The 24,495-nt window shown below is 72.3% G+C and carries 21 protein-coding genes, 1 pseudogene and 1 riboswitch; of the genes and pseudogenes, 15 read left to right on the top strand and 7 right to left on the bottom strand.

Translation table 11 applies throughout. The annotated features are described in order from the left end of the window. The first annotated feature begins 248 nt into the window (after positions 1-248). The 5 genes from ACZ7LU_RS32780 (at position 249) to ACZ7LU_RS32760 (ending at position 6,057) form a co-directional block, all read left to right on the top strand. Positions 249-1,988, top strand: a complete 1,740-nt coding sequence (locus ACZ7LU_RS32780) for an MFS transporter (protein WP_468083332.1) — start codon at positions 249-251, stop codon at positions 1,986-1,988. Between the two features lie 130 nt (positions 1,989-2,118). After that, positions 2,119-2,769 (top strand): class I SAM-dependent methyltransferase, encoded by a 651-nt coding sequence (locus ACZ7LU_RS32775; RefSeq protein WP_468556227.1) that lies wholly within the window; start codon positions 2,119-2,121, stop codon positions 2,767-2,769. Between the two features lie 78 nt (positions 2,770-2,847). Continuing rightward, positions 2,848-3,873: an N-acetylmuramoyl-L-alanine amidase gene (locus tag ACZ7LU_RS32770; protein ID WP_471918786.1), complete on the top strand. Its 1,026-nt coding sequence runs from the start codon at positions 2,848-2,850 to the stop codon at positions 3,871-3,873. 181 nt (positions 3,874-4,054) lie between these two features. Then, positions 4,055-4,930, top strand: coding sequence for a hypothetical protein (locus ACZ7LU_RS32765; RefSeq protein ID WP_398297220.1), 876 nt, complete (start codon positions 4,055-4,057; stop codon positions 4,928-4,930). 116 nt (positions 4,931-5,046) lie between these two features. Beyond that, positions 5,047-6,057 (top strand): LLM class F420-dependent oxidoreductase, encoded by a 1,011-nt coding sequence (locus ACZ7LU_RS32760; protein WP_471918785.1) that lies wholly within the window; start codon positions 5,047-5,049, stop codon positions 6,055-6,057. Between the two features lie 36 nt (positions 6,058-6,093). On the opposite strand, the gene ACZ7LU_RS32755 is transcribed toward ACZ7LU_RS32760, so the two are convergent. Next, on the bottom strand, positions 6,094-6,645 hold the full coding sequence (locus tag ACZ7LU_RS32755; protein ID WP_398297224.1) for a hypothetical protein: 552 nt from the start codon (positions 6,643-6,645) through the stop codon (positions 6,094-6,096). A gap of 140 nt (positions 6,646-6,785) precedes the next feature. Here ACZ7LU_RS32755 and ACZ7LU_RS32750 point away from each other — a divergent pair, with 140 nt between their 5' ends. Further along, on the top strand, positions 6,786-7,079 hold the full coding sequence (locus tag ACZ7LU_RS32750; RefSeq protein WP_468303956.1) for a hypothetical protein: 294 nt from the start codon (positions 6,786-6,788) through the stop codon (positions 7,077-7,079). Here the strand turns inward: ACZ7LU_RS32750 and ACZ7LU_RS32745 are convergent. From ACZ7LU_RS32745 to ACZ7LU_RS32735, 3 genes are read right to left on the bottom strand one after another with little or no spacing between them, the layout of a single operon-like run. Continuing rightward, positions 7,073-8,167, bottom strand: coding sequence for a prenyltransferase/squalene oxidase repeat-containing protein (locus tag ACZ7LU_RS32745; RefSeq protein WP_471918784.1), 1,095 nt, complete (start codon positions 8,165-8,167; stop codon positions 7,073-7,075). The genes ACZ7LU_RS32750 and ACZ7LU_RS32745 overlap by 7 nt on opposite strands. Further along, positions 8,164-8,916, bottom strand: a complete 753-nt coding sequence (locus tag ACZ7LU_RS32740) for a class I SAM-dependent methyltransferase (protein ID WP_398297230.1) — start codon at positions 8,914-8,916, stop codon at positions 8,164-8,166. Before ACZ7LU_RS32740 ends, ACZ7LU_RS32745 begins: the two co-directional genes overlap by 4 nt. Then, positions 8,916-10,292, bottom strand: coding sequence for a glycosyltransferase family 4 protein (locus ACZ7LU_RS32735; RefSeq protein WP_468083323.1), 1,377 nt, complete (start codon positions 10,290-10,292; stop codon positions 8,916-8,918). The genes ACZ7LU_RS32740 and ACZ7LU_RS32735 overlap by 1 nt, the downstream gene beginning before the upstream one ends. Positions 10,293-10,509: 217 nt before the next feature. Between ACZ7LU_RS32735 and ACZ7LU_RS32730 the strand changes: the two genes are divergently transcribed. After that, a complete protein-coding gene (locus ACZ7LU_RS32730; RefSeq protein ID WP_398297234.1) occupies positions 10,510-11,148 on the top strand; it encodes a TetR family transcriptional regulator in 639 nt (212 codons plus the stop codon). A 38-nt stretch (positions 11,149-11,186) separates the two neighbouring features. Here the strand turns inward: ACZ7LU_RS32730 and ACZ7LU_RS32725 are convergent, their stop codons facing one another. After that, entirely contained in the window at positions 11,187-11,420 is a 234-nt protein-coding gene (locus tag ACZ7LU_RS32725) for a ferredoxin (protein ID WP_471918783.1), read from the bottom strand. After that, positions 11,420-12,886, bottom strand: a complete 1,467-nt coding sequence (locus ACZ7LU_RS32720) for an aldehyde dehydrogenase (RefSeq protein WP_471918782.1) — start codon at positions 12,884-12,886, stop codon at positions 11,420-11,422. The genes ACZ7LU_RS32725 and ACZ7LU_RS32720 overlap by 1 nt, the downstream gene beginning before the upstream one ends. A gap of 197 nt (positions 12,887-13,083) precedes the next feature. Here ACZ7LU_RS32720 and ACZ7LU_RS32715 point away from each other — a divergent pair, with 197 nt between their 5' ends. The 7 genes and pseudogenes from ACZ7LU_RS32715 (at position 13,084) to ACZ7LU_RS32685 (ending at position 21,614) form a co-directional block, all read left to right on the top strand. Further along, entirely contained in the window at positions 13,084-14,145 is a 1,062-nt protein-coding gene (locus ACZ7LU_RS32715) for an MBL fold metallo-hydrolase (RefSeq protein WP_471918781.1), read from the top strand. A gap of 11 nt (positions 14,146-14,156) precedes the next feature. After that, positions 14,157-14,290: riboswitch (cobalamin riboswitch) on the top strand. Positions 14,291-14,414: 124 nt separating this feature from the next. After that, complete coding sequence (locus tag ACZ7LU_RS32710; RefSeq protein WP_471918780.1) at positions 14,415-15,632, top strand: prenyltransferase/squalene oxidase repeat-containing protein; 1,218 nt, start codon at positions 14,415-14,417, stop codon at positions 15,630-15,632. Further along, complete coding sequence (locus ACZ7LU_RS32705; RefSeq protein WP_471918779.1) at positions 15,629-16,297, top strand: SCO2322 family protein; 669 nt, start codon at positions 15,629-15,631, stop codon at positions 16,295-16,297. Before ACZ7LU_RS32710 ends, ACZ7LU_RS32705 begins: the two co-directional genes overlap by 4 nt. A gap of 54 nt (positions 16,298-16,351) precedes the next feature. Next, positions 16,352-17,468 (top strand): annotated as a pseudogene (locus ACZ7LU_RS32700) (energy-coupling factor transporter transmembrane component T); the annotation flags it as partial. Positions 17,469-18,255: 787 nt separating this feature from the next. Beyond that, positions 18,256-19,962, top strand: a complete 1,707-nt coding sequence (locus tag ACZ7LU_RS32695) for an ABC transporter ATP-binding protein (RefSeq protein WP_471918778.1) — start codon at positions 18,256-18,258, stop codon at positions 19,960-19,962. Continuing rightward, positions 19,959-20,813, top strand: coding sequence for an ECF transporter S component (locus ACZ7LU_RS32690; RefSeq protein WP_471918777.1), 855 nt, complete (start codon positions 19,959-19,961; stop codon positions 20,811-20,813). The genes ACZ7LU_RS32695 and ACZ7LU_RS32690 overlap by 4 nt, the downstream gene beginning before the upstream one ends. Positions 20,814-21,158: 345 nt before the next feature. Continuing rightward, positions 21,159-21,614: an aggregation-promoting factor C-terminal-like domain-containing protein gene (locus tag ACZ7LU_RS32685; protein WP_468600581.1), complete on the top strand. Its 456-nt coding sequence runs from the start codon at positions 21,159-21,161 to the stop codon at positions 21,612-21,614. 110 nt (positions 21,615-21,724) lie between these two features. Here the strand turns inward: ACZ7LU_RS32685 and ACZ7LU_RS32680 are convergent, their stop codons facing one another. Continuing rightward, positions 21,725-22,894, bottom strand: a complete 1,170-nt coding sequence (locus tag ACZ7LU_RS32680) for a steroid 3-ketoacyl-CoA thiolase (protein ID WP_468083312.1) — start codon at positions 22,892-22,894, stop codon at positions 21,725-21,727. A gap of 276 nt (positions 22,895-23,170) precedes the next feature. Between ACZ7LU_RS32680 and ACZ7LU_RS32675 the strand changes: the two genes are divergently transcribed. Continuing rightward, positions 23,171-24,430 carry a cytochrome P450 gene (locus ACZ7LU_RS32675; RefSeq protein WP_471918776.1) on the top strand — a complete coding sequence of 420 codons (1,260 nt, stop codon included), beginning with the start codon at positions 23,171-23,173 and terminating at the stop codon, positions 24,428-24,430. The last annotated feature ends 65 nt before the right edge of the window (positions 24,431-24,495 follow it).

Here is a 24,495-nt window from a genome sequence, read left to right as displayed (position 1 = left end):
CGCGATCTCCCTGCGCATCCTCGCCGGTGGCAGCTGCCGGGACGGAGGCAGGGTAGAACACGTTTCAATCTGACGGAAGGTCAGATGGGATGGTCTCGCGAGCGGGGCCTCGGCGCGCGGCTGATGACTCGGTTAACAGCAGGTCAAGAATTCCCCTCGTACGACACCCGTCGGAATAGTCGCCCAGGGATACAGGTTCGATCTACAAGTACCTGCCGAACCCGACCTTCCGCCGGAGGCCCCCACCTATGTCGATGTCGACGACCCACCCACGTGGCATACGCGGAGTCGTCCCCGTACTGGCGTTCTCCGGCATCGTCGTGGCGGTGATGCAGACCCTCCTCGTGCCGGTCATCAAGGATCTGCCCGCTCTGCTCGCCACCTCGCCGTCGAACGCCACCTGGGTCATGACGTCGACCCTGCTCGCGGGCGCCGTCTCCACGCCGATCATGGGCCGCCTCGGCGACCTCTACGGCAAGCGGAAGATGCTGCTCACCAGCCTCGCCGTGATGGTCGTCGGCTCACTGGTCTGCGGTTTCACCGACAACCTGATCGTGATGATCGTGGGCCGCGCCCTCCAGGGCTTCGCCATGGGCGCCATCCCGCTCGGCATCGGCCTGATGCGCGACGAGCTGCCCCGCGAGAAGCTCGGCTCGGCGATGGCCCTGATGAGCTCCTCCATCGGCGTCGGCGGCGGCCTCGCCCTGCCGCTCGCCGCGCTCACCGCGCAGCACGCCGACTGGCACGCCCTCTTCTTCGGCGCGGCGGGCCTCGGCGTCCTCTCCATCGTCCTGACCCTCGTCTTCGTCCCCGAGAGCCCGGTCCGCGCCCAGGGCACCTTCGACGTGCTCGGCGCGTTCGGCCTCTCCGCCGGCCTCGTCCTCTTCCTCCTCCCCATCACCAAGGGCAGCGACTGGGGCTGGACCTCGGCCCTGACGCTCGGCCTCTTCGGCGCCGCGGCCGTCGTCCTCGTGCTGTGGGGCGTGATGGAGCTGCGCCTGAAGGCCCCGCTGGTGGACCTGCGCACCACGGCCCGCCGCTCGGTGCTCTTCACCAACCTCGCCTCGATCATGGTCGGTGTCGCCTTCTACGCCGTCTCGCTGGTCCTGCCCCAGCTCCTTCAGCTGCCCACGGCGACCGGCTACGGCCTCGGCCAGTCGATGGTCGTCGCGGGCCTGTGCGTGATGCCGCTCGGCCTGACGATGATGTTCACCGCCCCGGTCTACGCCCGCCTCTCGGCGAAGTACGGCCCGAAGGTGACCCTCATCCTCGGCATGCTGATCATCGCGATCGGTTACGGCGCCGGGCTCGGCCTGATGAGCGCCGCCTGGCAGACCGTCGTCATCGCGGTGCTCCTCGGCGCGGGCATCGGCCTCGCCTACTCCTCGCTGCCCGCCCTCATCATCGGCTCGGTCGACCCGTCCGAGACGGGCGCGGCCAACGGCCTCAACACGCTGATGCGCTCGATCGGCACGTCCGTGTCGAGCGCCGTGATCGGCATGGTCCTCGCCAACACCGCGGACCACGTCGGGGGCGTCGCCGTGCCCACCATGCACGGCTTCCGCGTCTCGTTCCTGATCGCCACGGGAGCGGTCGCCGTCGGCCTGCTCTTCGCCCTGCTGCTGCCCTCCGCACGCCGCTCCACGACCACGCAGCTGCGGGCCAGCAGCGAGGAGGACGCCAACCTGGAGCGCGCGGCCGAGGCGCTCGCCGGCTTCCACGGCCAGGTACGGGACGCGGCGGGGACGCCCGTGCCCCGCGCGAAGGTGACGCTCATCGACCGCAGGGGGCAGCAGGCGGGCGCGGCCCTGACGGACGACGGCGGACAGTACGAGCTGGCGGTGCCCGGGGACGGCTCGTACGTCCTGGCGGTGCGCGCGGCGGGTCACGGTCCGCTCGCCTCGGCGGCGGCCCACCCCGGCGAGAACCGCCCGGTCCGGATGGACCTCGCCCTGCCGCGCGAGAGCGAGAGCGACGTCCCGGCCTGACCGGGGCACACACCATGCGTCACCCGGCACCCCCGTCACCGCAGTGGCGGGGGTGCCGTGCATCATGAGCCGGACCGCACCGCCCCCACCCACACATGCATCCGCGCACGCACCCGCCCCGGAGGAAGCCATGGCCGTCGAGCCCAAGCCGGAGATTCTCGCCGCCTTCGAGGCCGCCAAGGGCTTCATGCCCCGCGACGAGGGGCTCGCGCTGTACGCGGCCGCCACGGAGGCCGCGGCGCTCGGGCTGCCCCTCCTGGAGGTCGGCACGTACTGCGGCCGCTCCACGATCCTGCTGGCGGACGCGGCCCGGCAGGCCGGCGTCGTCGCGATCACCGTGGACCACCACCGCGGCAGCGAGGAGCAGCAGCCCGGCTGGGAGTACCACGACCCGGAGACGGTGGACCCCGAGGTCGGCCGGATGGACACGCTGCCCACCTTCCGCCGCACGCTGCACAGGGCGGGCCTGGAGGACCACGTGATCGCGGTCGTCGGGCGCTCCCCGCAGGTGGCGAAGGCGTGGGGCGGCGCGCTCGGCCTGGTCTTCATCGACGGCGGCCACACGGACGAGCACGCCACGGCCGACTACGAGGGCTGGGCGCCGCACATCGCCGAGGGCGGGCTGCTCGTCATCCACGACGTGTTCCCCGACCCGGTCGACATCATGACCGGGCAGGCGCCGTACCGCGTCTACCTCAGGGCTCTGGAGTCCGGCGCGTTCACCGAGACGGCGGTGACGGAGTCACTGCGGGTGCTGCGCCGGACGGGCGCGGGGATCTGACCCTCGCCTGCCCCGAGGGGATCCGACCGCCGCCCCGTATCCGAGCGGGGATCCTGCCCCACGGATAGGCTCGCCCTCGTGTCGTACGTAGGTCCGGAATTCGATCCGTCCCAGCCGCCCAAGCGCCGCATCGGCCGTCCGCTGACGGTGGCCGTCGCCGTGCTCGTACCGACGTGTCTGGTGGGCTGGCTCGTCCACCAGGCGACGAACGGGTCCGACGGGAACGAACCCGCGAGATCGCTGCCGGCGTCGTCGAGCGCGTCCCCCGGCCAGGACGCGTCCTCCTCCTCGGGAACCGGCGAGCCCGGCAAGCCCGGCAAGTCCAATGAGGAGGAGGAAAAGGGTAAAGACGGCAAGAGCGGCAAGGGCGAGGGCGGCGACGACAACGATTCGGCCACGAAGACGCCCCCGCGCCGCCCCGCCGCCGACGGCCCCCTCAAGGGCAAGGTCGTCGTGGTCGACCCCGGCCACAATCCCGGCAACTTCCGTCACACGGCGGAAATCAACCGTCAGGTCGACATCGGCACGAACCATAAGGAGTGCGACACCACGGGCACGTCGACCAACGACGGCTACACCGAGGCGAAGTTCACCCTGGATGTCTCCCGCCGCCTGCGCGTCCTGCTCGAAAAGGAGGGCGCCACGGTCAAGTTCACCCAGGACGGCGACCGCCCCTGGGGCCCGTGCGTCGACGAGCGCGCCCGGATCGGCAACAAGGCCAACGCCGACGCGGTGGTCTCCATCCACGCCGACGGCTCCGGCGCGGGCAACCGCGGCTACCACGTGATCCTGCCCGCGAAGGTGAAGTCCGGCGCGGCCGACACATCCGCGATCGTCGCCCCCTCCGCCGAGCTGGGCGAACGCATCGCCGGAGCCTTCGTGAGCGCGACCGGCAGCGCCCCCTCCAACTACGTCGGCGGCGGCACCGGCCTCGACGTCCGCAAGGACCTCGGCGGCCTCAATCTCTCCACGGTCCCCAAGGTGTTCATCGAGTGCGGCAACATGCGGGACGCGAAGGACGCGGCGCTGCTCAAGAGCGGCGAGTGGCGCCAGAAGGCGGCACAGGGCATTTCTGAGGGAATCGCGGGATTCCTGCGGAAGTAGAAGTGAACGTCTTCGCGACGAAGCGTGGACGTCTTTATCCCGAGCAGACACCCCGCGTGTCCGGACGATATTGTCCTCCCTACGATGAGGGGCCACCCCCGCGCTTCGCGCACCGCGACACGAACGCGACTACGGCGACAGCGACGCCTCCACTGACGAGACGACTGACGAAGGACCTGAAGTGAATTTCCGCTCCCTCACTCGAGGCGACGGCGTGGTGATCGGAGCAGCGGTGTTGCTCTTCATTGCCTCGTTCCTCGGCACTTTCGACGGCGATGGTGACGATGTCCCCAACGCCTGGGACAACGGCAACCTGCTGATGAGCGTGTACCTGCTCGGCATCATCGGTGCCGCGCTCATCGTGGTCGGCCGCGCCATGCAGCCGCAGCGCAAGGTCGCGGGCCTCGACCTGGGACAGCTAGGCGTCGCCTTCACGGTGGCCGCCGCCTGGTCCTCGCTCGGTGCGATCTTCGACACCGACCAGTCCTTCGGCGTCATCTTCAAGCAGCTCAGCCAGTTCGGCGGCGGCCAGGGCAGCAGCGAGTCCCCCGACGCCGGTGTCGGCCTCATCCTCGGCCTGATCGCCGCCCTCGTGCTCGCCGCCGGTGCGGTCGCCGGCCTGATCGTTCCTGCGCTGAAGGCCCCCCTCATGGGCGCCCCGAAGCCCATGGCCCCGCAGCCCTACGGCGGCCAGCCGCAGGGTGGCTACGGCTACCCGGGCGCCGGCGCGGGCCAGCCGCAGCCGGGTGCGCCCTACGGCGGTCAGCCGGGCCAGCCGCAGGGCGGCCAGTCCTTCGGCGGGCAGCCGCAGCCGCAGGCCGGGCAGACCCCGCCGCCCGCGCAGGCGCAGCCGGCCGGTGACTTCTCGCCGTTCTGGTTCGCCGTGCCGGTGCCGCGTCCGCTGTACGCGGAGGACGGCTCGCCCACGCCGATCGCCGAACTGGCGCCCGGCACCTGGTACTTGGCCGTCGAGCAGCGCGGCCCCGGCCTGGTGGCCCAGACGCAGGACGGCCGTCGCGGCGTGCTGCAGGACACCACGGGGATCCAGCGCGGCTGACGTCCGCACAGCGGTATCGCGGCCCCTCGCCCTTCCGGGCGGGGGGCCGTTGTCGTACAGTCCCTCCCCGGCACACCACATCTGACACGCAGTCAGCTCATCAGGGAGGCAGGCCTATGCGGCTCGGGCTCGCACTCGGTTACTGGGGGCGCGGCCCCGACCCCGGGCACGTCGACCTCGCCCAGGAGGCCGAGCGGCTCGGATATGACTCCGTGTGGACCGCCGAGGCCTGGGGCTCGGACGCCTTCACGCCGCTGACCTGGATCGCCGCGCGGACCTCGCGGATCGGGCTGGGCACGGCCGTCGCGCAGATGGCGGCGCGCTCCCCCGTCACCACCGCCATGCACGCGCTCACCCTCGACCACCTCTCCGGCGGGCGGATGATGCTCGGGCTCGGGCTCTCCGGGCCGCAGGTGGTGGAGGGCTGGTACGGGCGGCCGTTCCCGAAGTCGCCGCTGACCGCGACGCGGGAGTACGTCGAGGTGATCCGGCAGGTCCTGCGGCGCGAGGGTCCGGTGGAGGTGGCGGGCCGCTTCCACTCCCATCCGTACGACGGCCCGGACGGCACCGGCCTCGGCAAGGCCCTCAAGCCGATCACCCATCCCCTCCGCGCCGACCTGCCCGTCCTGCTCGGCGCGGAAGGTCCCAAGAACATCGCGCAGACGACGCGGATCGCGGACGGCTGGCTGCCGCTGTACTGGTCGCCGCTGCGGACGGACGTGTACGAGGCGTCGCTCGCCGACGTCCCCGAGCGCTTCCTGATCGCCCCGATGGCCCGCGCCGAGGTCTGCGACGACGTCGCCGAGGGGCTGCTGCCCGTCAAGGCCATGCTCGGCTTCTACATCGGCGGAATGGGGCACTCCGCCCGTAACTTCCACGCCGACCTGATGGCCCGCATGGGGTACGAGGCGGAGGCCCGGCGCATCCAGGAGCTGTTCCTCGCGGGGCGCAGGGAGGAGGCGGTCCTCGCCGTGCCCGACGCCTTCGCGGACGAGATCTCCCTGGTCGGGCCGCGGGCGCGGATCGCGGAGCGGCTCGAACTGTGGCGCAAGGGCCCGGTCACGGACCTGCTCGTGCTCGCCCCGGACCCGCACACGCTGCGGGTCCTCGCCGAGCTCAACTCCTGACGCCCGCGCCCACGACCACGCCCGCGCCGGTGCGCGTCAGCCCTTCGCCAGCTCGCCCGCCGACGGCACCTTGTCCTTGACCTCGGCACCCGCTTTGCTGCCCGCGCCCTTCACGTCCTTGATGATGTCGTCGAAGGAGTTCACGACCGAGTCCGTCCCCTCGCCCTTGCGGAGCTTGGAGGGGAGGTCCTTCAGGGCGTCGATGCCGGACGTCAGCGGGGCCACCGCCTTGGAGAGGGTGGGGTCACCCTTCGCGTTCTTCGTCGCGGCCTTCAGCCTGTTGTACGTGAACGCGCCCGCGAGGCCCGCCTTGACCAGGGCGAACTTGCGACCGTTGGCGCCCTTCTTGAACTTGCCCGCGCGGTACGGCTTCACGATCCACTGGTAGGTCGCCCCCGCGGCGAGCCCCGCGTTGGCGACGAAGCGGGTCTTGGCGAACTTCTGCTTCTCGGCGCTGCTGCTGGTGGACGGCGCGGACGCGGTGGCGGTGTCCTCGCCGCTGCCGCCGCAGGCCGTCGCACCGGCCAGCAGGGTGCAGCAGAGCGTGAGGGAAACTCCGGCACGGCGGACGGTTACGGTGCTGGGCACGGCGGGGCCTCCAGGCGTGGGCTGAGCTGCGCGCGGTCGCGCGCGGACCTTGCTCGCACCCTCACCCGGGCCGCCGGGCCCCGCCACCGGTGTGGACCCGAACGGGTTTCGAACGGCGGCTTCCCCGGTACCCGGACGCCATGTCTCCCACGCGGAACTCCCACGGCAGCACCGCGGCACGGGTCATCGCGCTCGTCGCCGACATCATGGCCGCCATCCTCGGCCTGTGGATCCTGATGTACCTGCTGGACGCGAACCGCGCCAACGACCTCGTCCAGTTCATCCACGACGCGGCCCGCTGGCTGGCAGGCTGGTCACACGATCTGTTCACGTTCGACGAGACCTGGGCCAGGGTCGTCGCCGGCTACGGCCTCGCCGCAGTGGTCTACCTGTTCATCGGCCACGCCCTCGCGAACCGCCTGCGCCGCTACTGAGACGGCTGCTCCGGCGACTCGCAGCACTCGGGGGCGAGGCCCCGCGGCAGGTGGTCGCCCGAGAAGACCGCGCAGGTTGCCTCGTCGCCGCCGAGGGCCGCTGCCGCCAGGAGCAGGGAGCCCGCCGTCCAGGTGGTGAGTTCCTCGGGCCAGATCGCCTTGTCGTCGAAGACGTAGCCCGTCCAGTACAGGCCCGACTCCGGGTCGCGCAGGTGCTGGATGGACTGGAGGATCTCCAGGGCGCGGTCCGACTCGCCCAGTATCCAGAGCGCGAGGGCCAGTTCGGCGCTCTCGCCGCCGGTGACCCAGGGGTTCGGGACCACGCAGCGCACCCCGAGGCCGGGGACGACGAAGCGGTCCCAGCCCTCCTCTATACGGGACTTGGCCTCCGTGCCGGTCAGCGCGCCGCCGAGGACCGGGTAGTACCAGTCCATCGAGTAGCGGTCCTTGTCGAGGAACCGCTCGGGGTGGCGGCGGATCGCGTGCCCGAGGGCGCCGGCCGCCAACTCCCAGTCGGGCTGCGGCTCGTCGCGCTGCTCGGCGATGGCGAGCGCGCAGCGCAGCGCCTGGTGGATGGAGGAGGAGCCGGTGAGGAGCGCGTCCGTGACGGGCGTGCCGTCGTCCTCCCGCTTCCAGCCGATCTGGCCGCCCGGCTGCTGCAGCGCCAGGACGAACTCGACGGCGGCGACCACGGCGGGCCACATGCGGTCCAGGAACGCCTCGTCGCCGGTGGAGAGGTAGTGGTGCCAGACGCCGACCGCGAGGTACGCGCAGAAGTTGGTCTCGCGGCCGCGGTCGGTGACGTCGTGCGGGTCGCCGTCGGCGTACGCCGCGTACCAGGAGCCGTCCGGGTTCTGGTGGCGGGCGAGCCACTCGTAGGCGCGCTCGGCCGCCGCGTGTTCGCCCGACGCGTCCAGCGCCATCGCGGCCTCGGTGTGGTCCCACGGGTCGAGGTGGTGGCCGCGGAACCACGGGATGGCGCCGTCCTCGCGCTGGACGGCGAGGATGCCGCGCACCGTCGCCGCGGCCTGACCGGCCGTCAGGACGCCGGGCAGGACGAGGTGTTCGGTCCGCTCCGGGCTCGTCACTTGGCGGCCGCCGCGGCGTCGGCCGAGGCCTTCGGCAGGTGCGGCTTGGTGGCGTAGGCGACGAAGCTCTTGCCGACCACGGGGTTGAGCAGCTGCTCGGCGACGCGGGTGGCGAGGGGCTTCTTCATGATGTCCCAGACCAGGAGCTTGTGGTACGCGCGCACCGGCAGCGCCTTGTCGTTGTCGACGCCGAACGCGCACTTGAGCCACCAGTACGGCGAGTGCAGCGCGTGCGCGTGGTGGGTGCCGTACGGCTTGAGTCCGGCTTCCTTCATCCGGCCGAGCAGCTCGTCCGCCTTGTAGATGCGGATGTGGCCGCCCTCGACCTCGTGGTAGGCGTCGGAGAGGGCCCAGCAGACCTTCTCGGGGCCGTAGCGCGGGACGGTCACCGCGATGCGGCCGCCGGGCTTGAGGACGCGGACCATCTCCGCGAGGACGCCCTTGTCGTCGGGGATGTGCTCCATGACCTCGGAGATGATCACGACGTCGAACGAGGCGTCGGGGAAGGGGAGGTTGAGCGCGTCGCCCTCCATCGCGGTGGCGGTCGCGCCCGCCGGTGCCTCGCCCGCCTCCTTCATCGCGGCGAACCACTTGGCGACCTCGCGGATCTCCTCGGCGTTCTGGTCGAGGGCCACCACCTGCGCGCCGCGCCGGTAGCACTCGAAGGCGTGCCGGCCCGCGCCGCAGCCCAGGTCGAGGACGCGGTCGCCCGCGGCGAGCGGGAAGCGGGTGAAGTCGACGGTCAGCATCAGCGATGGCTCCCGGAGTGCGTCGAGTACGTCGTGGTGGCCGCGGCGGCGCGGCCGGGGTTCGTGGCCGCGGCGCGGGCGATGGCCTCGCGGTAGCGGTCTGCGGTGCCCTTGGCGGCCTGCGCCCAGGTGAACTTGGCGAGGACGCGTGCGCGGCCCGCTGCGCCGAGCCGGGCCCGCAGCTCCGGGTCGCCGAGGAGCCGGTTCAGGCCGACGGCAAGGGCGCCCGCGTCGCCCGGCGGGACCGCGAGGCAGGTCTCGCCGTCGGGGCCCGCGACCTCCGGGATCGCGCCGCCGGTGGTGGCGAGGAGCGGGGTGCCGGTGGCCATCGCCTCGGCCGCGGGGAGCGAGAACCCCTCGTACAGCGAAGGGACGCAGGCGACCTGCGCCGAGCGGACGAGGTCGACGAGCTCGGCGTCGGTGATGCCCTTGACGAACTCGACGGCTCCTTCGAGGCCGTAGCGCTCGATGGCCTGGGCGACGGGCCCGTCCTCGGCGCGCTTGCCGACGACGACGAGGTGGGCGCCGGGGTGTTCGGCGCGGACCTTGGCGAGCGCCTCGACGAGGTGGACGAGGCCCTTGAGCGGCACGTCGGCGCTTGAGGTGGTCACGATCCGGCCCGGCACTTCCGGGACGGCCGGGTCCGGCGAGAAGAGGCCGGTGTCGGCGCCGATGTGGACGACGCTGATCCGGTCGTCGCGGACGCCGAGGTGGTCGATGATCTCCTGGCGTGAGGTGCCGGAGACGGTGAGGACCGAGGGCAGGCGGCGCGCGACGCGCTTCTGCATGCGGGTGAACGCGTACCAGCGGCGGACGGAGGCGCGGCGCTTCCAGTCGGGCGCGGCGTCCAGCTCCAGCTGCCGGTCGACGGTGATGGGGTGGTGGATGGTGGTGACCAGGGGCGCGCCGAGGTCGCCGAGCAGGCCGTAGCCGAGGGTCTGGTTGTCGTGCACGACGTCGAAGTCGCCGCGCCGGGCGCGCAGATGCCGCCGGGCCCGCAGGCTGAACGTGACGGGCTCGGGGAAACCGCCGGTCCACATCGTCGCCACTTCGAGGGCGTCGACCCAGTCGCGGTACTCCTCGCGCCTGGGCGTGCGGAAGGGGTCGGGCGAGCGGTAGAGGTCGAGGCTGGGCAGCTCGGTGAGCTTGAGACCCGCGAGGCCCGGGCCCTCGTCCAGGACGGGATAGGGCTGGGCGCCGATCACTTCGACGCTGTGGCCGAGCCGGGCCAGTTCGCGCGAGAGATGGCGTACGTAGACGCCCTGTCCCCCGCAGAACGGGTTCCCCTTGTACGTGAGGAGAGCGATGCGCAACGGGCGCTCGCCGTCGGTGCCTGAGCCCTTTCGGGGGCCTGCCTCCATGGCCTCAGCGGTCACCTCTCGGCCCCCTTCTCCCTGCAGTTCTCCGCGAGGTTACGCCGGGACGGTAATCTAGAACAAGTTTCAGACTTGATCGCTGAATGATCGCTGGACGAGCTTTGAATCTACCGGCAGGTAGGCGAGGTGTAAGGCCCGGATCAGGTGATTCGCGCCACCACGGGCTCCCTGCCATGCTGTGCGATCTCGCGAGGCGTTTTTTCGGAGGGGCATCGACATGACAGCGGAAGTCAAGGCGGCGAACCCTGCGGCGCCGCCCCTCACCGAGCGCCAGGAGGCGCGCCGCCGCCGCATCCTGCACGCCAGTGCCCAACTGGCCAGCCGGGGCGGCTTCGACGCCGTGCAGATGCGCGAGGTCGCCGAGGCCGCCGGGGTCGCCCTCGGCACCCTCTACCGCTACTTCCCCTCCAAGGTCCATCTGCTGGTCGCCACCATGCAGGACCAGCTGCAGCACATGCACACGACCATCAGGAAGCGCCCGCCGGCCGGCGAGACGCCCGCCGAGCGGGTCGCCGAGACGCTGATGCGGGCCTTTCGCGCGCTGCAGCGCGAGCCGCATCTGGCGGACGCGATGGTGCGGGCCCTGACCTTCGCGGACCGCTCGGTGAGCCCCGAGGTCGACACGGTGTCCCGGCTGACGACGGCGATCATCCTGGACGCGATGGGGCTGACCGAGACGCCGACGGCGCAGCAGCTGTCCGCGGTGCGGGTCATCGAGCACACCTGGCACTCGGCGCTGATCACCTGGCTCTCGGGCCGGGCCTCGATCGCCCAGGTGAAGATCGACATCGAGACGGTGTGCCGACTCATCGACCTGACGGCGGAGACCCGGGCGCCCGCGCCACGACGAGGGTGAACGGGGCGCGGGCATACGGCGGTCGGTGCTTGTCCCGGCTACTCCTCCGGCGGGAAGACGATCTCGCCGCCGCCCGCGAGCGCGATCGTGATCGCCTCGACCGGGCAGCCCTCGGCGGCCTCCAGGATCTTTTCGTCGGCGTCGGTCTCGGCCGCGGTGGGGTGTGACTGGCGGGCGGTGTCCAGCTCGAAGCCGCCGGGCGCGGTGAGCACGCACATCCCGGAGCCGATGCAGACCGACCGGTCGACCTCGACGCGCCAGCGGTCACCCATCAGGCACCACTCCCGTCATGGCCCGCGGGGAGGTGGATCATCTTGTGCTCGAAGTACTCGCCGTACCCCTCGGGGCCGAACTCGCGGCCGAGGCCGGAGTTCTTGTAGCCGCCGAAGGGGCCGAGCATGTCGAGGCTGAAGGTGTTCACGGAGTACGTTCCCGTGCGCACCTGCCGCGCGATGTCGATGCCGCGCTCGACGTCGGCGGTCCAGACGCTGCCGCTGAGCCCGTAGTCGGAGTCGTTGGCGATCCGCACCGCCTCGCTCTCCTCGCCGTACGGCAGCAGGCAGATGACGGGCCCGAAGATCTCCTCGCGGGCGATGCGCATGGAGTTGTCGACGCCCCCGAACAGCGTCGGCTCGACGTACCAGCCCTGGTCGAGGCCGGGCGGCCGGCCGCCGCCCGCGAGGAGCTTGGCGCCCTCCTCCTGGCCGATGCGGATGTAGTCGAGGGACCGCTGCTGCTGGCGTCGGGCGACCAGCGGGCCGAGTTCGGTGGCGGGGTCGAGGGGGTCGCCGACCTTGAGGGCGGACGCGGCGGCGGCGAAGGCCTCGGCGAACTCGTCGTAGCGGGTGCGCGGCACGAGGATGCGGGTCTGGGCCACGCACGCCTGGCCGTTGATCATCCAGGCGAACGGCGTGATGCCGGCGACCGCGCTCGCCGCGTCGGCGTCCGGCAGGACGACGGCGGCCGACTTGCCGCCGAGCTCCAGCGTCACACGTGTCAGGTTGCGGGCGGCGACCTCCATGACGCGCTTGCCCGCCGCGACGGACCCGGTGAAGGAGACCTTGTCGACGTCCGGGTGCCCGACGAGGTACTCGCTCACCTCGCGGTCGGCGGAGATGATCGAGAGGACCCCCTCGGGCAGCCCTGCCTCTGCGGCCAGCTCGGCGAGTATGTACGCGTCGAGGGGCGCCTCCGGGGAGGTCTTGAGGATGACCGGGCAGCCGGCGAGCAGCGCGGGCGCCAGCTTGGCGGCGGCGGTGAACTGCGGGACGTTCCACGGCACGACGGCCGCGACGACGCCCATCGGCTCGCGCCGGACGAGGATCCTGCCGAGGACCCCGTCCCGCGCCTCCTCGTACGTGAAGTCGCGGGCGACGGTGATCGCCGCGTCCCACACCATCATCGCGGCGAGGGCCTGCACCATCACGCTGGAGGTGTAGGGGGTGCCGTTCTCGGTGCTGATGACGCGGGCGATCTCCTCGTGGCGTACCGCGAAGCCGTCCTTGATCTTGGTGATGACCTCAATGCGCTCGTCCAGCGTCATCCGTGGCCAGGGGCCGTGCTCGAAGGCCCTGCGGGCGGCGGCGACGGCGCGGTCGACGTCGGCGGGGGCCGCGTGCGGCACCCGCGCGAAGACCTCGCCGGTGTGCGGGGAGACGACGTCGATGACGTCCTTGCCGAGCGGGTCCACCAACTCCCCGCCGATGAACAGCTGTCCGTGTTCCACGAGCTCGGTCATGGCTGACTGCCTCCTGGCGGGCGGTTCCTGACACTGTTTCAGAACTGATACCAGTTCTAGTTGGCGGAGTCCACGAGCGGAAGGGGCAACTCGTCGCGGAGTCGGTCGACTTGGGCGACCATTGAAACTAGTTCTAGTTATAGTGGCGGCACCCGGCGACGACAGTGGCGGCACCCGGCGACCAGAGACGAGGCCCCATGACCCCGACCCCGCAGGCGACGGACCCGCCGGTGATCGAGCACGGCGGCGGCGTCTGGAGCATCAAGGTCCCGATCCCCGACAACCCCCTCGGCTTCACCCTCGTCCACCTCCTGGACACCGACGTGGGACCCGTCCTCATCGACACCGGCTGGGACGACCCGACGTCCTGGGACACCCTCACCGCCGGGCTCGCCGCGTGCGGCGTCGCGGTCGCCGACGTGCACGGCGTCGTCATCACCCACCACCACCCCGACCACCACGGGCTCTCCCAGCGGGTCAGGGACACCTCCGGGGCATGGGTCGCCATGCACGAGGCCGACGCGGCCGTGGTCCACCGCACCCGCTCCAGCCCCCCGGACCGCTGGTACGCGTACCTGGTCGACAAGCTCACCGCCGCCGGCGCCCCCGCCGACCACATCGCCCCGCTGGTCCGCGCCAGGGACGAGGGCCGCCCCCGCAAGCTCCCCGGCCTGGCGCCCGCCCTCCCCGACCGCTCCATCGCCCCCGGCGAACTCCTCGCCCTGCCCGGACGCAGGCTGCGCGCGATCTGGACGCCCGGCCACACACCGGGACACGTCTGCCTGCACCTGGAGGAGGACCACCCCACGGGCCTGCCCGGCAACGGCCGCCTCTTCTCCGGCGACCACCTGCTGCCCGGCATCACCCCGCACATCGGCCTGTACGAGGACCCGGACGCCGAGACGGCCACGGACCCCCTAGGTGACTACCTGGACTCCCTGGAACGCGTCGGCCGCCTCGCCCCGGCCGAGATCCTCCCCGCCCACCAGCGCGCGTTCACCGACGCCCCCGCCCGCGTCCGCACACTCCTGGCCCACCACGAGGACCGCCTGACCGGACTCCTCACCCTGCTCGCCGAGCCCCTCACCCCCTGGCAGATCGCCGCACGCATGGAGTGGAACCGCCCCTGGGACGAGATCCCCTACGCCTCGCGCAACATCGCGGTCTCGGAGGCCGAGGCGCATGTGCGGCGCCTGGTGAAGCTGGGCCGCGCGGAGGCCGTGGCGGGGAGCGATCCGGTCACGTTCGTGGCGGTGTGACCCGGGGCGTGCGCCGACCGGCCGGTAGAGTGGGCGCGTCGTCCTCACGTCCACGCAGGGGGAAGCCGGTGCGAATCCGGCGCTGACCCGCAGCCGTACAACCACGAACGTGGTGAGCCGGAATGCCCTGTGCGGATCGTGACCGGCTCGCTTCATCGGACCCCGATGAGCGGCACCGTCGAGGTATACGGAGCCGGAGCCGCCCGGTAGCCGTGCTCGCACGTGCCGTGCCGCCCCGCTCCCCGCAGGGAGAGGCAACCCGCCGCATCATGAACGTTCGCCGCAGCGCCGCGGTCCTGGCCGCCGTCGCCGTGTTCGGCTCGGTGGCAGCACCGGCCGCCTTCGCGGACGACGCGAAGCCGTCGCCCTCGACCGCGTTCCCCTCGGGCCTCTACGGCAAGGGCGACCCCAAGTTCGACGGCGTCTTCCGTCAGTCGTACGCCCTGCTCGCCCAGCACACCGAAGGCGTGAAGCCCGCCACGAAGGCCGTCGACTGGCTGACCGGTCAGCAGTGCGCGAGCGGTGGCTTCGCGGCCTACCGTGCCGACGCGAGCGAGCCGTGCGACTCCAAGACGCACGTGGACAGCAACTCCACCGCCGCCGCCGTGCAGGCCCTCGCCGCGCTCGACCACCAGGACGCGACGGTCAAGAAGAGCGTCCAGTGGCTGAAGTCCGTGCAGAACCAGGACGGCGGCTGGGGCTACAACCCGGGCCTGCCCACCGACGCGAACTCCACCGGCATCGTGATCGGCGCCCTCGTCGCGGCGGGCCAGAACCCCGCGGCCGTGAAGTCCCAGGACGGCAAGTCCGCCTACGACGCGCTGCCGAAGCTCGTCATGGACTGCGACGAGGAGAACGGCGCCTTCGGTCTCGCCGACCCCAAGTCCGGCAAGCTCACGCCGAACGCCGCCGCCACCGCGGCCGGCGTGCTCGGCAGCCTCGGCAAGGGTCTGGTCGTGTCGCCCCCCAAGAAGCGCGAGACCTCCGCGCCCAAGTGCGCGAAGCCGGACACCGCCGCGCAGGCCGCGAGCAACGGCACCGGCTATCTGCTGGACACCCTGGGCAAGACGGACGACCACCTGATCGGCGCCTCCGACGTGCCGGACACGGGCGGCACCACCGACGCCGTGGTCGCCCTCGCCGCCGCCGGGCAGCAGGAGCAGGCGAAGAAGTCCGCCGAGTGGCTCGCGAAGAACTCCGCGGACTGGGCGAAGCAGGGCGGCCCGGCCGCGTACGCCAAACTGATCTTCGCCGCGCACGCGACCGGCATGGACCCCCGCGACTTCGGCGGCGCCGACCTCGTGAAGCAGCTGAACGCGCAGGGTCCCGCCCCGCAGGACGCGGATGCCTCCGCCACGGCGGACGCGGACGAGAAGAAGGACGACGACGGCGGCGTCAGCATCTGGTGGATCATCGGCGTCGGCATGGTCGCCGGCATCGGCATCGGCTTCCTGTACAGCGGCAACCGCAAGAAGCAGCAGCCGTGACGCGCGGCCGGCTGCGGCTCGGCGCGGCGGCCGGGGTGTTCCTCGCCGCCCTGCTGAGCCTCCTCGCCGGCGCGCCCGCCCAGGCCGCCGGCTACCGCTACTGGTCGTTCTGGGAGCGGGACGGCGACCAGTGGACGTACGCCAGCCAGGGGCCGGGCACCGCCCGCCCCGAGGACGGTGACGTGCAGGGATTCCGCTTCTCCGTCTCCGACGACTCCCAGGACTCGGCCCGGCCGCGCGGCCCCGCCGACTTCGAGGACATCTGCGCGAGCACGCCCGCCGAGGAGGGCCGCAAGCGGGTCGCGCTGGTCATCGACTTCGGCCTGCCGAAGGACGCCCCGAAGGGCGAGACACCGCCCGCGCCCCGGCGGGCCTGCGCGCGGGTCGCCTCCGACGCCACCAGCGCGGACGCCCTCGCCGCTGTCGCCAAGCCGCTGCGCTACGACACCAAGGCCCTGCTCTGCGCCATCGACGGCTACCCGAAGTCGGGCTGCGGCGAGCAGGTCTCCGGGGACGGCGCCGGCCGGCAGGAAACGGCCACCGAGAGCAAGCCCGACACGGACGGGGACAACGGCGGGCCCTCCCTCGGCCTGATCGCCGGGATCGCCGCCGTCGCGCTGCTCGGCGGTGCCGGGATCTGGCAGGCCCGGCGGCGCCGCGGCTGAGCGGGCCCGGACTCCCACGGACACGGACAGCCCACGGACAGACAGCAGAGCACCATGACCGACCACGGCAGCAGCGTGCCAGGACCCCTCCGGCGCCGCCTCGCCCCCGAGGCGCACCGGAGCAACGCCCTGCACCCGGGCGCCTGGTGGGTGTGGGCCATCGGCCTGGGCACCGCGGCGTCCCGCACGACCAATCCGCTGCTGCTCGGCCTGCTGATCGGCGTCGCCGGCTATGTGGTGGCGGCGCGGCGGACGTCGGCGCCGTGGGCGAAGTCGTACGGCGCGTTCGTGAAGCTGGGCCTGGTCGTCATCGCGATCCGCCTGGTCTTCGCGATCGTGCTCGGCTCGCCGATCCCCGGCACGCACACCGTCGTCACGCTGCCCGAGGTGCCGCTGCCCGACTGGGCGAAGGGTGTGCGGATCGGCGGCCGCGTCACGGCCGAGGGCCTGACCTTCGCGCTCTACGACGGGATCAGGCTGGCCGGCCTGCTGATCTGTGTCGGCGCCGCGAACGCCCTGGCGAGCCCGGCCCGGCTGCTCAAGTCGCTGCCGGGGGCGCTGTACGAGGTGGGGGTCGCCGTCGTGGTGGCGATGACCTTCGCCCCGAACCTCATCACCGACGTCCAGCGGCTGCGGGCGGCCCGGCGGCTGCGCGGCCGGCCCGACAAGGGGATACGCGGACTCCTCCAGGTCGGCCTGCCCGTCCTGGAGGGCGCGCTGGAGCGGTCGGTCGCGCTGGCCGCCGCGATGGACGCGCGCGGCTTCGGCCGCACCGCGCCCGTCCCCGCCGGGGTGCGCAGGGCGACGGCCGTGCTGACGCTGGGCGGTCTGATGGGCGTGTGTGTGGGGACGTACGGACTCCTGACCGCGCAGGGCACCGTCTACGGCCTGCCCCTCCTGCTGGCCGGGCTGCTCGCCGTGCTCGCGGGGCTGCGGCTCGGCGGCCGCCGCTCGGTGCGCACCCGCTACCGGCCCGACCCGTGGGGCCCGCGCGCCTGGCTGGTCTCCGCGTCCGGGCTCGCGGTGGCGGGACTGACGATCTGGGCCGCCTCGCACGACCCGACCGCGCTGCACCCCGGCGTCGTACCGCTGGTAGCCCCGACGCTGCCGCTGTGGCCCGCGGCGGCGGTCCTGATCGGCCTCCTCCCGGCATTCGTGGCACCGGTCCCGGCCGAGAACATGTCCCGCGGTGCCGGGGCCACCGGGGCCGTTGGGGCCGTCGGGGCCACCGGGGCAACCCGGGCCGCCGGGACCACCGAGGCCAGCAGGACCACCGGGGCCGCCAGGGCCGCCGGGACCCCCGAGACCACCGAGGCCACCGAGGTCACCGAGGCCGCCGAGGCCGCCGAGGCCGCCGAGGCCACCAGGCCCGCTGGGACCACCGAGGCCAGCAGGACCATCGGGGCCGGCGAGGCCACCAGGACCACCGAGACCACCAGGCCCGCCGAAACCACCGAGACCACCAAGCCCACCAGGCCCGCCGGGACCACCGGGACCACCGACGCCACCGAGGCCACCGGATCCACCGGATCCGCCGAGGCCGCCGGGGCAACCGGGCCCGTCCGTCGCGCCAGGCGGACCCCGGAGCACGCCAGCACCCCGGAGCCCGACGACCCCGAAGACCCCGAAGACCCCGAAGACCCCGAAGACCCCGACAAACCGGTACCGGAACGCCCCGGCGAACCGGACGCGGAACACGCCGACCAACCGACCCGAGAACACCCTGGCGAACCGGCCGCGGCACCCGGTGCCGGACCGGGCCCGGCACACGCCGGCAACCCCGCCCCGGAGCACCCCGGCGAACCGCCCACCCGGACCGGTGATCCGACCGCCCCGGCCCCGGGGCGCCCCGCAGCCCCCGCGCAACGGCCTTCCCCCGCCGCATGGCGAACAGCCCCCGCACGCCGGGACGGCGAGTCGCCCACGCCCGCATCCCCCACACCCCCCGAGGAGACCTCATGATCCGCTTCGAGGATGTGTCGGTGGCGTACGAGGGGGCCGCCGGGGACACCGTCCGCGGAGTCGACCTCACCGTGCCCGAGGGGGAACTCGTGCTGCTCGTCGGGCCGTCCGGGGTGGGCAAGTCGACGCTGCTCGGCACCGTGAGCGGACTCGTGCCGCACTTCACGGGCGGCACCCTGCGCGGCCGCGTGACGGTGGCGGGGCGCGACACCCGTACGCACAAGCCGCGCGAGCTCGCCGACGTCGTCGGCACGGTCGGCCAGGACCCGCTCTCGCACTTCGTGACCGACACCGTCGAGGACGAGCTGGCGTACGGGATGGAGTCGCTGGGGCTCGCCCCTGACGTGATGCGGCGGCGCGTCGAGGAGACCCTCGACCTGCTCGGCCTCGCCGACCTGCGCGACCGCCCCATCGCGACCCTGTCGGGCGGCCAGCAGCAGCGCGTCGCCATCGGCTCGGTGCTCACCCCGCACCCGCGGGTCCTCGTCCTCGACGAGCCGACGTCCGCGCTCGACCCGGCCGCCGCCGAAGAGGTCCTCGCCGTGCTGCAGCGGCTCGTCCACGACCTGGGCACCACGGTCCTGATGGCCGAGCACCGCCTGGAGCGGGTGGTGCAGTACGCGGACCAGGTGCTGCTCCTCGCCGCGCCGGGCGAGCCTCCGGTGCTCGGCGACCCGGCGACGCTGATGGCCCGCTCCCCCGTCTTCCCGCCGGTGGTCGCGCTCGGCCGCCTCGCCGGCTGGTCGCCGCTGCCGCTGACCGTGCGGGACGCGCGGCGCAGGGCGGGCGCGCTCCGGGAGCGGCTCTCGGTGGCCGGTCCGCCACGGGAAGCGCCTGCCGAACCGGCCGCCGAGCATCGGGCCCCCGGCCGGTGGTCCCGGCTGCGCAAGGAACGTACGCCTCGTACACCTCGTACATCCGAAGCAGACACAGCCGCCGCCCGCGTCGAGCGCCTCGCCGTGCGCCGCGGCCGCATCGAGGCGCTGCGCCGCGTCGACCTCACCGTCACGCCCGGCGAGACCGTCGCCCTGATGGGCCGCAACGGCGCCGGGAAGTCGACCCTTCTCTCCGCCCTCGTCGGCCTGCTGGAACCCACGTCCGGGACGGTCCGGGTGGGCGGCGCGATCCCCCACCGCACGGCCCCGCGGCAGCTGATCCGGCACGTCGGCCTCGTCCCGCAGGAACCGCGCGACCTGCTGTACGCGGACACCGTGGCCGCCGAGTGCGCCGCCGCCGACCATGACGCCGGTGCGACACCGGGGGCCTGCCGCGCCCTGGTGAGCGAGCTGCTGCCCGGCATCGCCGACGACACGCACCCCCGTGACCTCTCCGAGGGGCAGCGCCTTGCGCTCGCCCTGTCGATCGTCCTGGCCACGCGCCCGCCCCTGCTCCTCCTGGACGAGCCGACCCGCGGCCTCGACTACGCGGCGAAGGCGCGGCTGGTCGGGATCCTGCGGGGGCTCGCCGCCGAGGGGCACGCGATCTTGCTGGCCACGCACGACGTGGAGCTGGCTGCCGAGATCGCCCACCGGGTGGTGATCCTCGCGGACGGCGAGGTCGTCGCGGACGGCCCGACCGAGCAGATCGTGGTGTCGTCGCCGTCCTTCGCTCCGCAGGTGACGAAGATCCTCGCGCCTCAGGAGTGGCTGACGGTGGCGCAGGTGCGGCAGGCACTGGACGGGGACCGGGAGGGCGCGTCGTGAGGGCCGTGCGGAAGGACCCCGTCGCACCGGACGGCCCGCGCCGGGTGCGTCCCATCCGCCTCGGCCTCCGGTCGGTCGTCGCGCTCGCGCTGGTCAGCGCGGTGGGCGTGGCCGCGTTCGGGTGGCCGCTGCTCGCGGACGGCGGTTCGGGGCTGAGCGATCACGCGCAGGACGCGCCGTGGCTGTTCGCGGCGCTGCTCCCGCTGCTGCTCGCCGTCGTGGTGGCGACCATCGCGGACGTGGGGCTCGACGCGAAGGCCATCGCGATGCTGGGCGTGCTGGCCGCGGCGGGTGCCGCGCTGCGGCCGCTGGGCGCGGGGACGGCGGGCATCGAGCCGATGTTCTTCCTGATGGTGCTGAGCGGCCGGGTGCTCGGGCCCGGCTTCGGGTTCGTGCTGGGGGCGGTGTCGATGTTCGCGTCGGCGCTGCTGACCGGTGGTGTCGGACCGTGGATGCCGTTCCAGATGCTGTCGATGGGCTGGGTCTGCATGGGCGCGGGGCTGCTGCCCGGGCCCGACACCCTGCGCGGCCGCCGTGAGCTGTGGATGCTCGCGGTCTATGGAGCGGTCTCCTCCGTGCTGTACGGCACGGTGATGAACCTCCAGGGCTGGCCCTATCTCGCCGGCGGGGCCACCGGTGTGTCCTTCGTGCCGGGCGACCCGCTCGTGGACAACCTCGGCCGTTTCGTCGCGTACTGCCTGGCGACCTCGCTCGGCTGGGACCTGCCGCGGGCCGTGGTCACCGTGCTCCTGAGCCTGGCGCTCGGCCCCGCCGTCCTGAAGGCGCTCCGGCGGGCCACGCGCCGGGCGGCGTTCGAGGCGCCGGTCACATTCGAGGCCCCGAAGGCGTGAGGGAACCGACGCGGCGCGTCACATCGAGGTCCCGCGAGCGTGAGGCGGCCCACAGGACCTTGGTCCTCTACGAAAGAGGCCAGTAGCCCTCACGTCTTGACGTACACGCATCAATACCCGCTCTGACCTGGGGATTGAGAGCCACGTCACACAATGGACATTTGGCGCGGGTGCGGCTTCCACTAGTAAACAGGGTCATTGCGGCGAGGGCCCGGGCCTGTTTCTCTGGATGAGTCGCAAGGCGCCGACAGCCCACCCGGGCCTCGGCGCCGCCGCATGTCCCCCACACTTCCGTGTGCCACGGCGTGCGCCGCGACCGCCCCGTTCCCCACCGGAAGGTCCTCTGTGTCCGCCTCGCTCATCCGCCGCATCGCTTCCCCGAAGAAGGCCATCACCGGCGGCCTCGTCGCCGCCGCCGCCTCCGGCATGGTCTTCGCCGCGGCACCGGCTCAGGCAGCCACCCCGACCACCACGAAGGCCGCCGCTCCGGCCGCCGCCCCCGCCGCCGCTCCCGCGTCCGCCAAGGCGATCGCCAAGAAGATGATCCCGGACCCGGCGCAGTACGCCGCGTTCGACAAGATCGTCTCGCACGAGAGCGGCTGGAACCCGAGCGCGACCAACTCCTCGTCCGGCGCCTACGGCCTGGTCCAGGCCCTGCCCGGCTCGAAGATGGCCTCCGCGGGCGCCGACTGGAAGACCAACCCCGAGACCCAGATCGAGTGGGGCCTCAAGTACATGAACGAGCGCTACGGCAGCCCGACCGGCGCGTGGAGCCACTGGCAGGCGAACGGCTGGTACTGAGCGTTGCGACAGGCGCCTGAACGGGTCCACTGAGCACCGCCGCATCACCGGCTTCGCCGAGTTCGCCCTCAATCGCCGGACAGGCTATGACTGTCCGGCGATTGGTGTACCTAGAGCCGCTGAATGATCGTCCCCGTCGCCACCGCCCCGCCCGCGCACATGGTGATGAGTGCGAACTCCTTGTCCCTGCGCTCCAGTTCGTGCAGGGCCGTGGTAATGAGCCGCGCCCCCGTCGCCCCGACCGGGTGGCCCAGCGCGATCGCGCCGCCGTTCACGTTGACCTTCTCCAGGTCCTGCTCGAAGACCTGCGCCCAGCTCAACACCACTGAGGCGAACGCCTCGTTGACCTCCACGATGTCGATGTCCTTCAGGGACATCCCCGCCTTGCCCAGCACCGCGCGCGTCGCGTCGACCGGTCCGTCCAGGTGGAAGTGCGGGTCGGCGCCGACGAGCGCCTGCGCGACGATGCGGGCCCGCGGCTTCAGCTTCAGGGCGCGCGCCATCCGCTTGGACGCCCACATGAGGGCGGCCGCGCCGTCCGATATCTGCGAGGAGTTGCCCGCGGTGTGCACGGCGGTCGGCATGACCGGCTTGAGGCCGCCGAGGCCCTCCATCGTGGTGTCGCGCAGCCCCTCGTCACGGTCCACGAGCCGCCACATGCCCTGTCCTGCGGCCTGCTCCTCCTCCGTGGTGGGCACCTGCACGGCGAACGTCTCGCGTTTGAAGCGCTCCTCGGCCCAGGCGACGGCCGCCCGCTCCTGCGAGATGAGGCCGAGCGAGTCCACGTTCTCGCGGGTGAGGCCACGTTTTCGCGCGATGCGCTCGGCGGCCTCGAACTGGTTGGGCAGATCGACGTTCCACTCGTCGGGGAAGGGCTTGCCCGGGCCGTGTTTGGACCCGGAGCCGAGCGGCACCCGCGACATCGCCTCGACGCCGCAGCTGATGCCGACGTCGATGACACCGGCCGCGACCATGTTGGCGACCATGTGGCTCGCCTGCTGCGAGGAGCCGCACTGGCAGTCCACGGTGGTGGCCGCGGTCTCGTACGGCAGCCCCATGGTGAGCCAGGCCGTGCGCGCCGGGTTCATGGACTGCTCCCCGGCGTGCGTCACCGTGCCGCCGACGATCTGCTCGACGCAGTCGGCGTGGATGCCGGTGCGGCCGAGGAGTTCGCGGTAGGTCTCACCGAGCAGATAGGCGGGGTGGAGATTGGCGAGCGCGCCTCCGCGCTTGCCGATGGGCGTGCGCACTGCTTCGACGATGACGGGTTCCGCGGCCATGGGCTCGTCCTCCCTCTCCACGTCCCGCGAGCCGTCCCGGCGGCTCGCGAGTAGAACTAGTACGCGTTCTAGTTCCGTTCAGCAGTCTGCGGAGCCGGGCCCCGGTGCCGCAAGGGTCTTGCACGCACCTTGCGCAGGATCCGCACGCAACCGGACCCGCTCTGGGCCTTGCCTCTTGTAGAACCCGTTACTACCTTGCGGCCCAAGCCTTCTGATGGACCGTCAGGACATCGTCCGGGCCGTCCTTCGGAACCCCGTTCACGCCTGGAGTTGCCGATGCCCTGTCCAGCGCTGCCCGACGGGTTCGACTTCACCGACCCCGACCTGATCCAGGACCGGATCCCCCTGCCGGAGTTCGCGCAGCTGCGGCAGACGGAGCCGGTGCGCTGGATCACCCAGCCGTACCGCGTCTCCGGCTACGACGACGCGGGGTACTGGGCCGTCACGCGGCACGAGGACGTCAAGTACGTCTCCACGCACCCGGAGCTGTTCTCCACCAACGTCAACACCGCGATCATCCGCTTCAACGAGTCGATGGACCGGGACCGGATCGAGGTCCAGAAGCTGATCATGATCAACATGGACCCGCCCGAGCACACCCGCGTCCGGCAGATCGTGCAGCGCGGCTTCACGCCCCGCGCCATCCGGTCCCTGGAGGACGCGCTGCGTGCCCGTGCCCGCTCCATCGTCGAGACGGCGCTCGCCGGCGCGGCCGACGACGGCTCCTTCGACTTCGTGACGAACGTCGCCTCCGAGCTGCCGCTGCAGGCCATCGCCGAGCTGATCGGCGTGCCCCAGGCGGACCGCTCCAAGATCTTCGACTGGTCCAACAAGATGGCGGCGTACGACGATCCGGAGTACGCCATCACCGAGGAGATCGGCGCCGAGGCGGCCATGGAGATCGTCGCGTACGCGATGAACCTCGCCGCGGCCCGCAAGGAGTGCCCCGCCAAGGACATCGTCAGCCAGCTGGTGGCCGCCGAGGACGAGGGCAACCTCTCCTCCGACGAGTTCGGCTTCTTCGTGATCCTGCTGGCGGTGGCCGGCAATGAGACCACCCGCAACGCCATCACCCACGGCATGCACGCCTTCCTCACCCACCCGGACCAGTGGGAGCTCTACAAGCGCGAGCGCCCCGCCACGACGGCGGAGGAGATCGTGCGCTGGGCGACCCCGGTGGTCTCCTTCCAGCGCACGGCCACCCAGGACACGGAGCTCGGCGGCGCGCGGATCAAGAAGGGCGACCGGGTCGGCATCTTCTACTCATCGGCCAACCACGACCCCGACGTGTTCGAGTCGCCGGAGAAGTTCGACATCACCCGCGACCCGAATCCGCACCTCGGCTTCGGCGGCGGCGGACCGCACTTCTGCCTCGGCAAGTCCCTCGCCGTCCTGGAGATCAACCTCATCTTCAACGCGATCGCCGACACCATGCCCGGCCTGCGCCTGACCGGCGACCCGCGCCGGCTCCGCTCCGCCTGGCTCAACGGCGTGAAGGAACTCCGGGTCAGCACCGGCCGCGGCGCCCGCCCCTGAGCCGATAGAGCGCCATGAGGCGACCTATCAGGTCAATCACCTTTACGGAACCAACGTTTCCGTTG

The sequence above is a fragment of the Streptomyces sp. NPDC039462 genome (assembly GCF_055639375.1).
The sequence above is the reverse complement of the archived record's forward strand: the minus strand, read 5'-3'. Positions and strand labels throughout refer to the sequence as shown.

Coding starts and splice junctions, on each gene's coding strand:
- ACZ7LU_RS32760 (WP_471918785.1), top strand. CDS start 5,047: ATGCGGCTCGGGCTCGCACTCGGTTACTGGGGGCGCGGCCCCGACCCC.
- ACZ7LU_RS32710 (WP_471918780.1), top strand. CDS start 14,415: ATGAACGTTCGCCGCAGCGCCGCGGTCCTGGCCGCCGTCGCCGTGTTC.
- ACZ7LU_RS32725 (WP_471918783.1), bottom strand. CDS start 11,420: ATGGGTGACCGCTGGCGCGTCGAGGTCGACCGGTCGGTCTGCATCGGC.
- ACZ7LU_RS32680 (WP_468083312.1), bottom strand. CDS start 22,894: ATGGCCGCGGAACCCGTCATCGTCGAAGCAGTGCGCACGCCCATCGGC.
- ACZ7LU_RS32695 (WP_471918778.1), top strand. CDS start 18,256: ATGATCCGCTTCGAGGATGTGTCGGTGGCGTACGAGGGGGCCGCCGGG.
- ACZ7LU_RS32730 (WP_398297234.1), top strand. CDS start 10,510: ATGACAGCGGAAGTCAAGGCGGCGAACCCTGCGGCGCCGCCCCTCACC.
- ACZ7LU_RS32740 (WP_398297230.1), bottom strand. CDS start 8,916: ATGCTGACCGTCGACTTCACCCGCTTCCCGCTCGCCGCGGGCGACCGC.
- ACZ7LU_RS32720 (WP_471918782.1), bottom strand. CDS start 12,886: ATGACCGAGCTCGTGGAACACGGACAGCTGTTCATCGGCGGGGAGTTG.
- ACZ7LU_RS32775 (WP_468556227.1), top strand. CDS start 2,119: ATGGCCGTCGAGCCCAAGCCGGAGATTCTCGCCGCCTTCGAGGCCGCC.
- ACZ7LU_RS32715 (WP_471918781.1), top strand. CDS start 13,084: ATGACCCCGACCCCGCAGGCGACGGACCCGCCGGTGATCGAGCACGGC.
- ACZ7LU_RS32780 (WP_468083332.1), top strand. CDS start 249: ATGTCGATGTCGACGACCCACCCACGTGGCATACGCGGAGTCGTCCCC.
- ACZ7LU_RS32750 (WP_468303956.1), top strand. CDS start 6,786: ATGTCTCCCACGCGGAACTCCCACGGCAGCACCGCGGCACGGGTCATC.
- ACZ7LU_RS32675 (WP_471918776.1), top strand. CDS start 23,171: ATGCCCTGTCCAGCGCTGCCCGACGGGTTCGACTTCACCGACCCCGAC.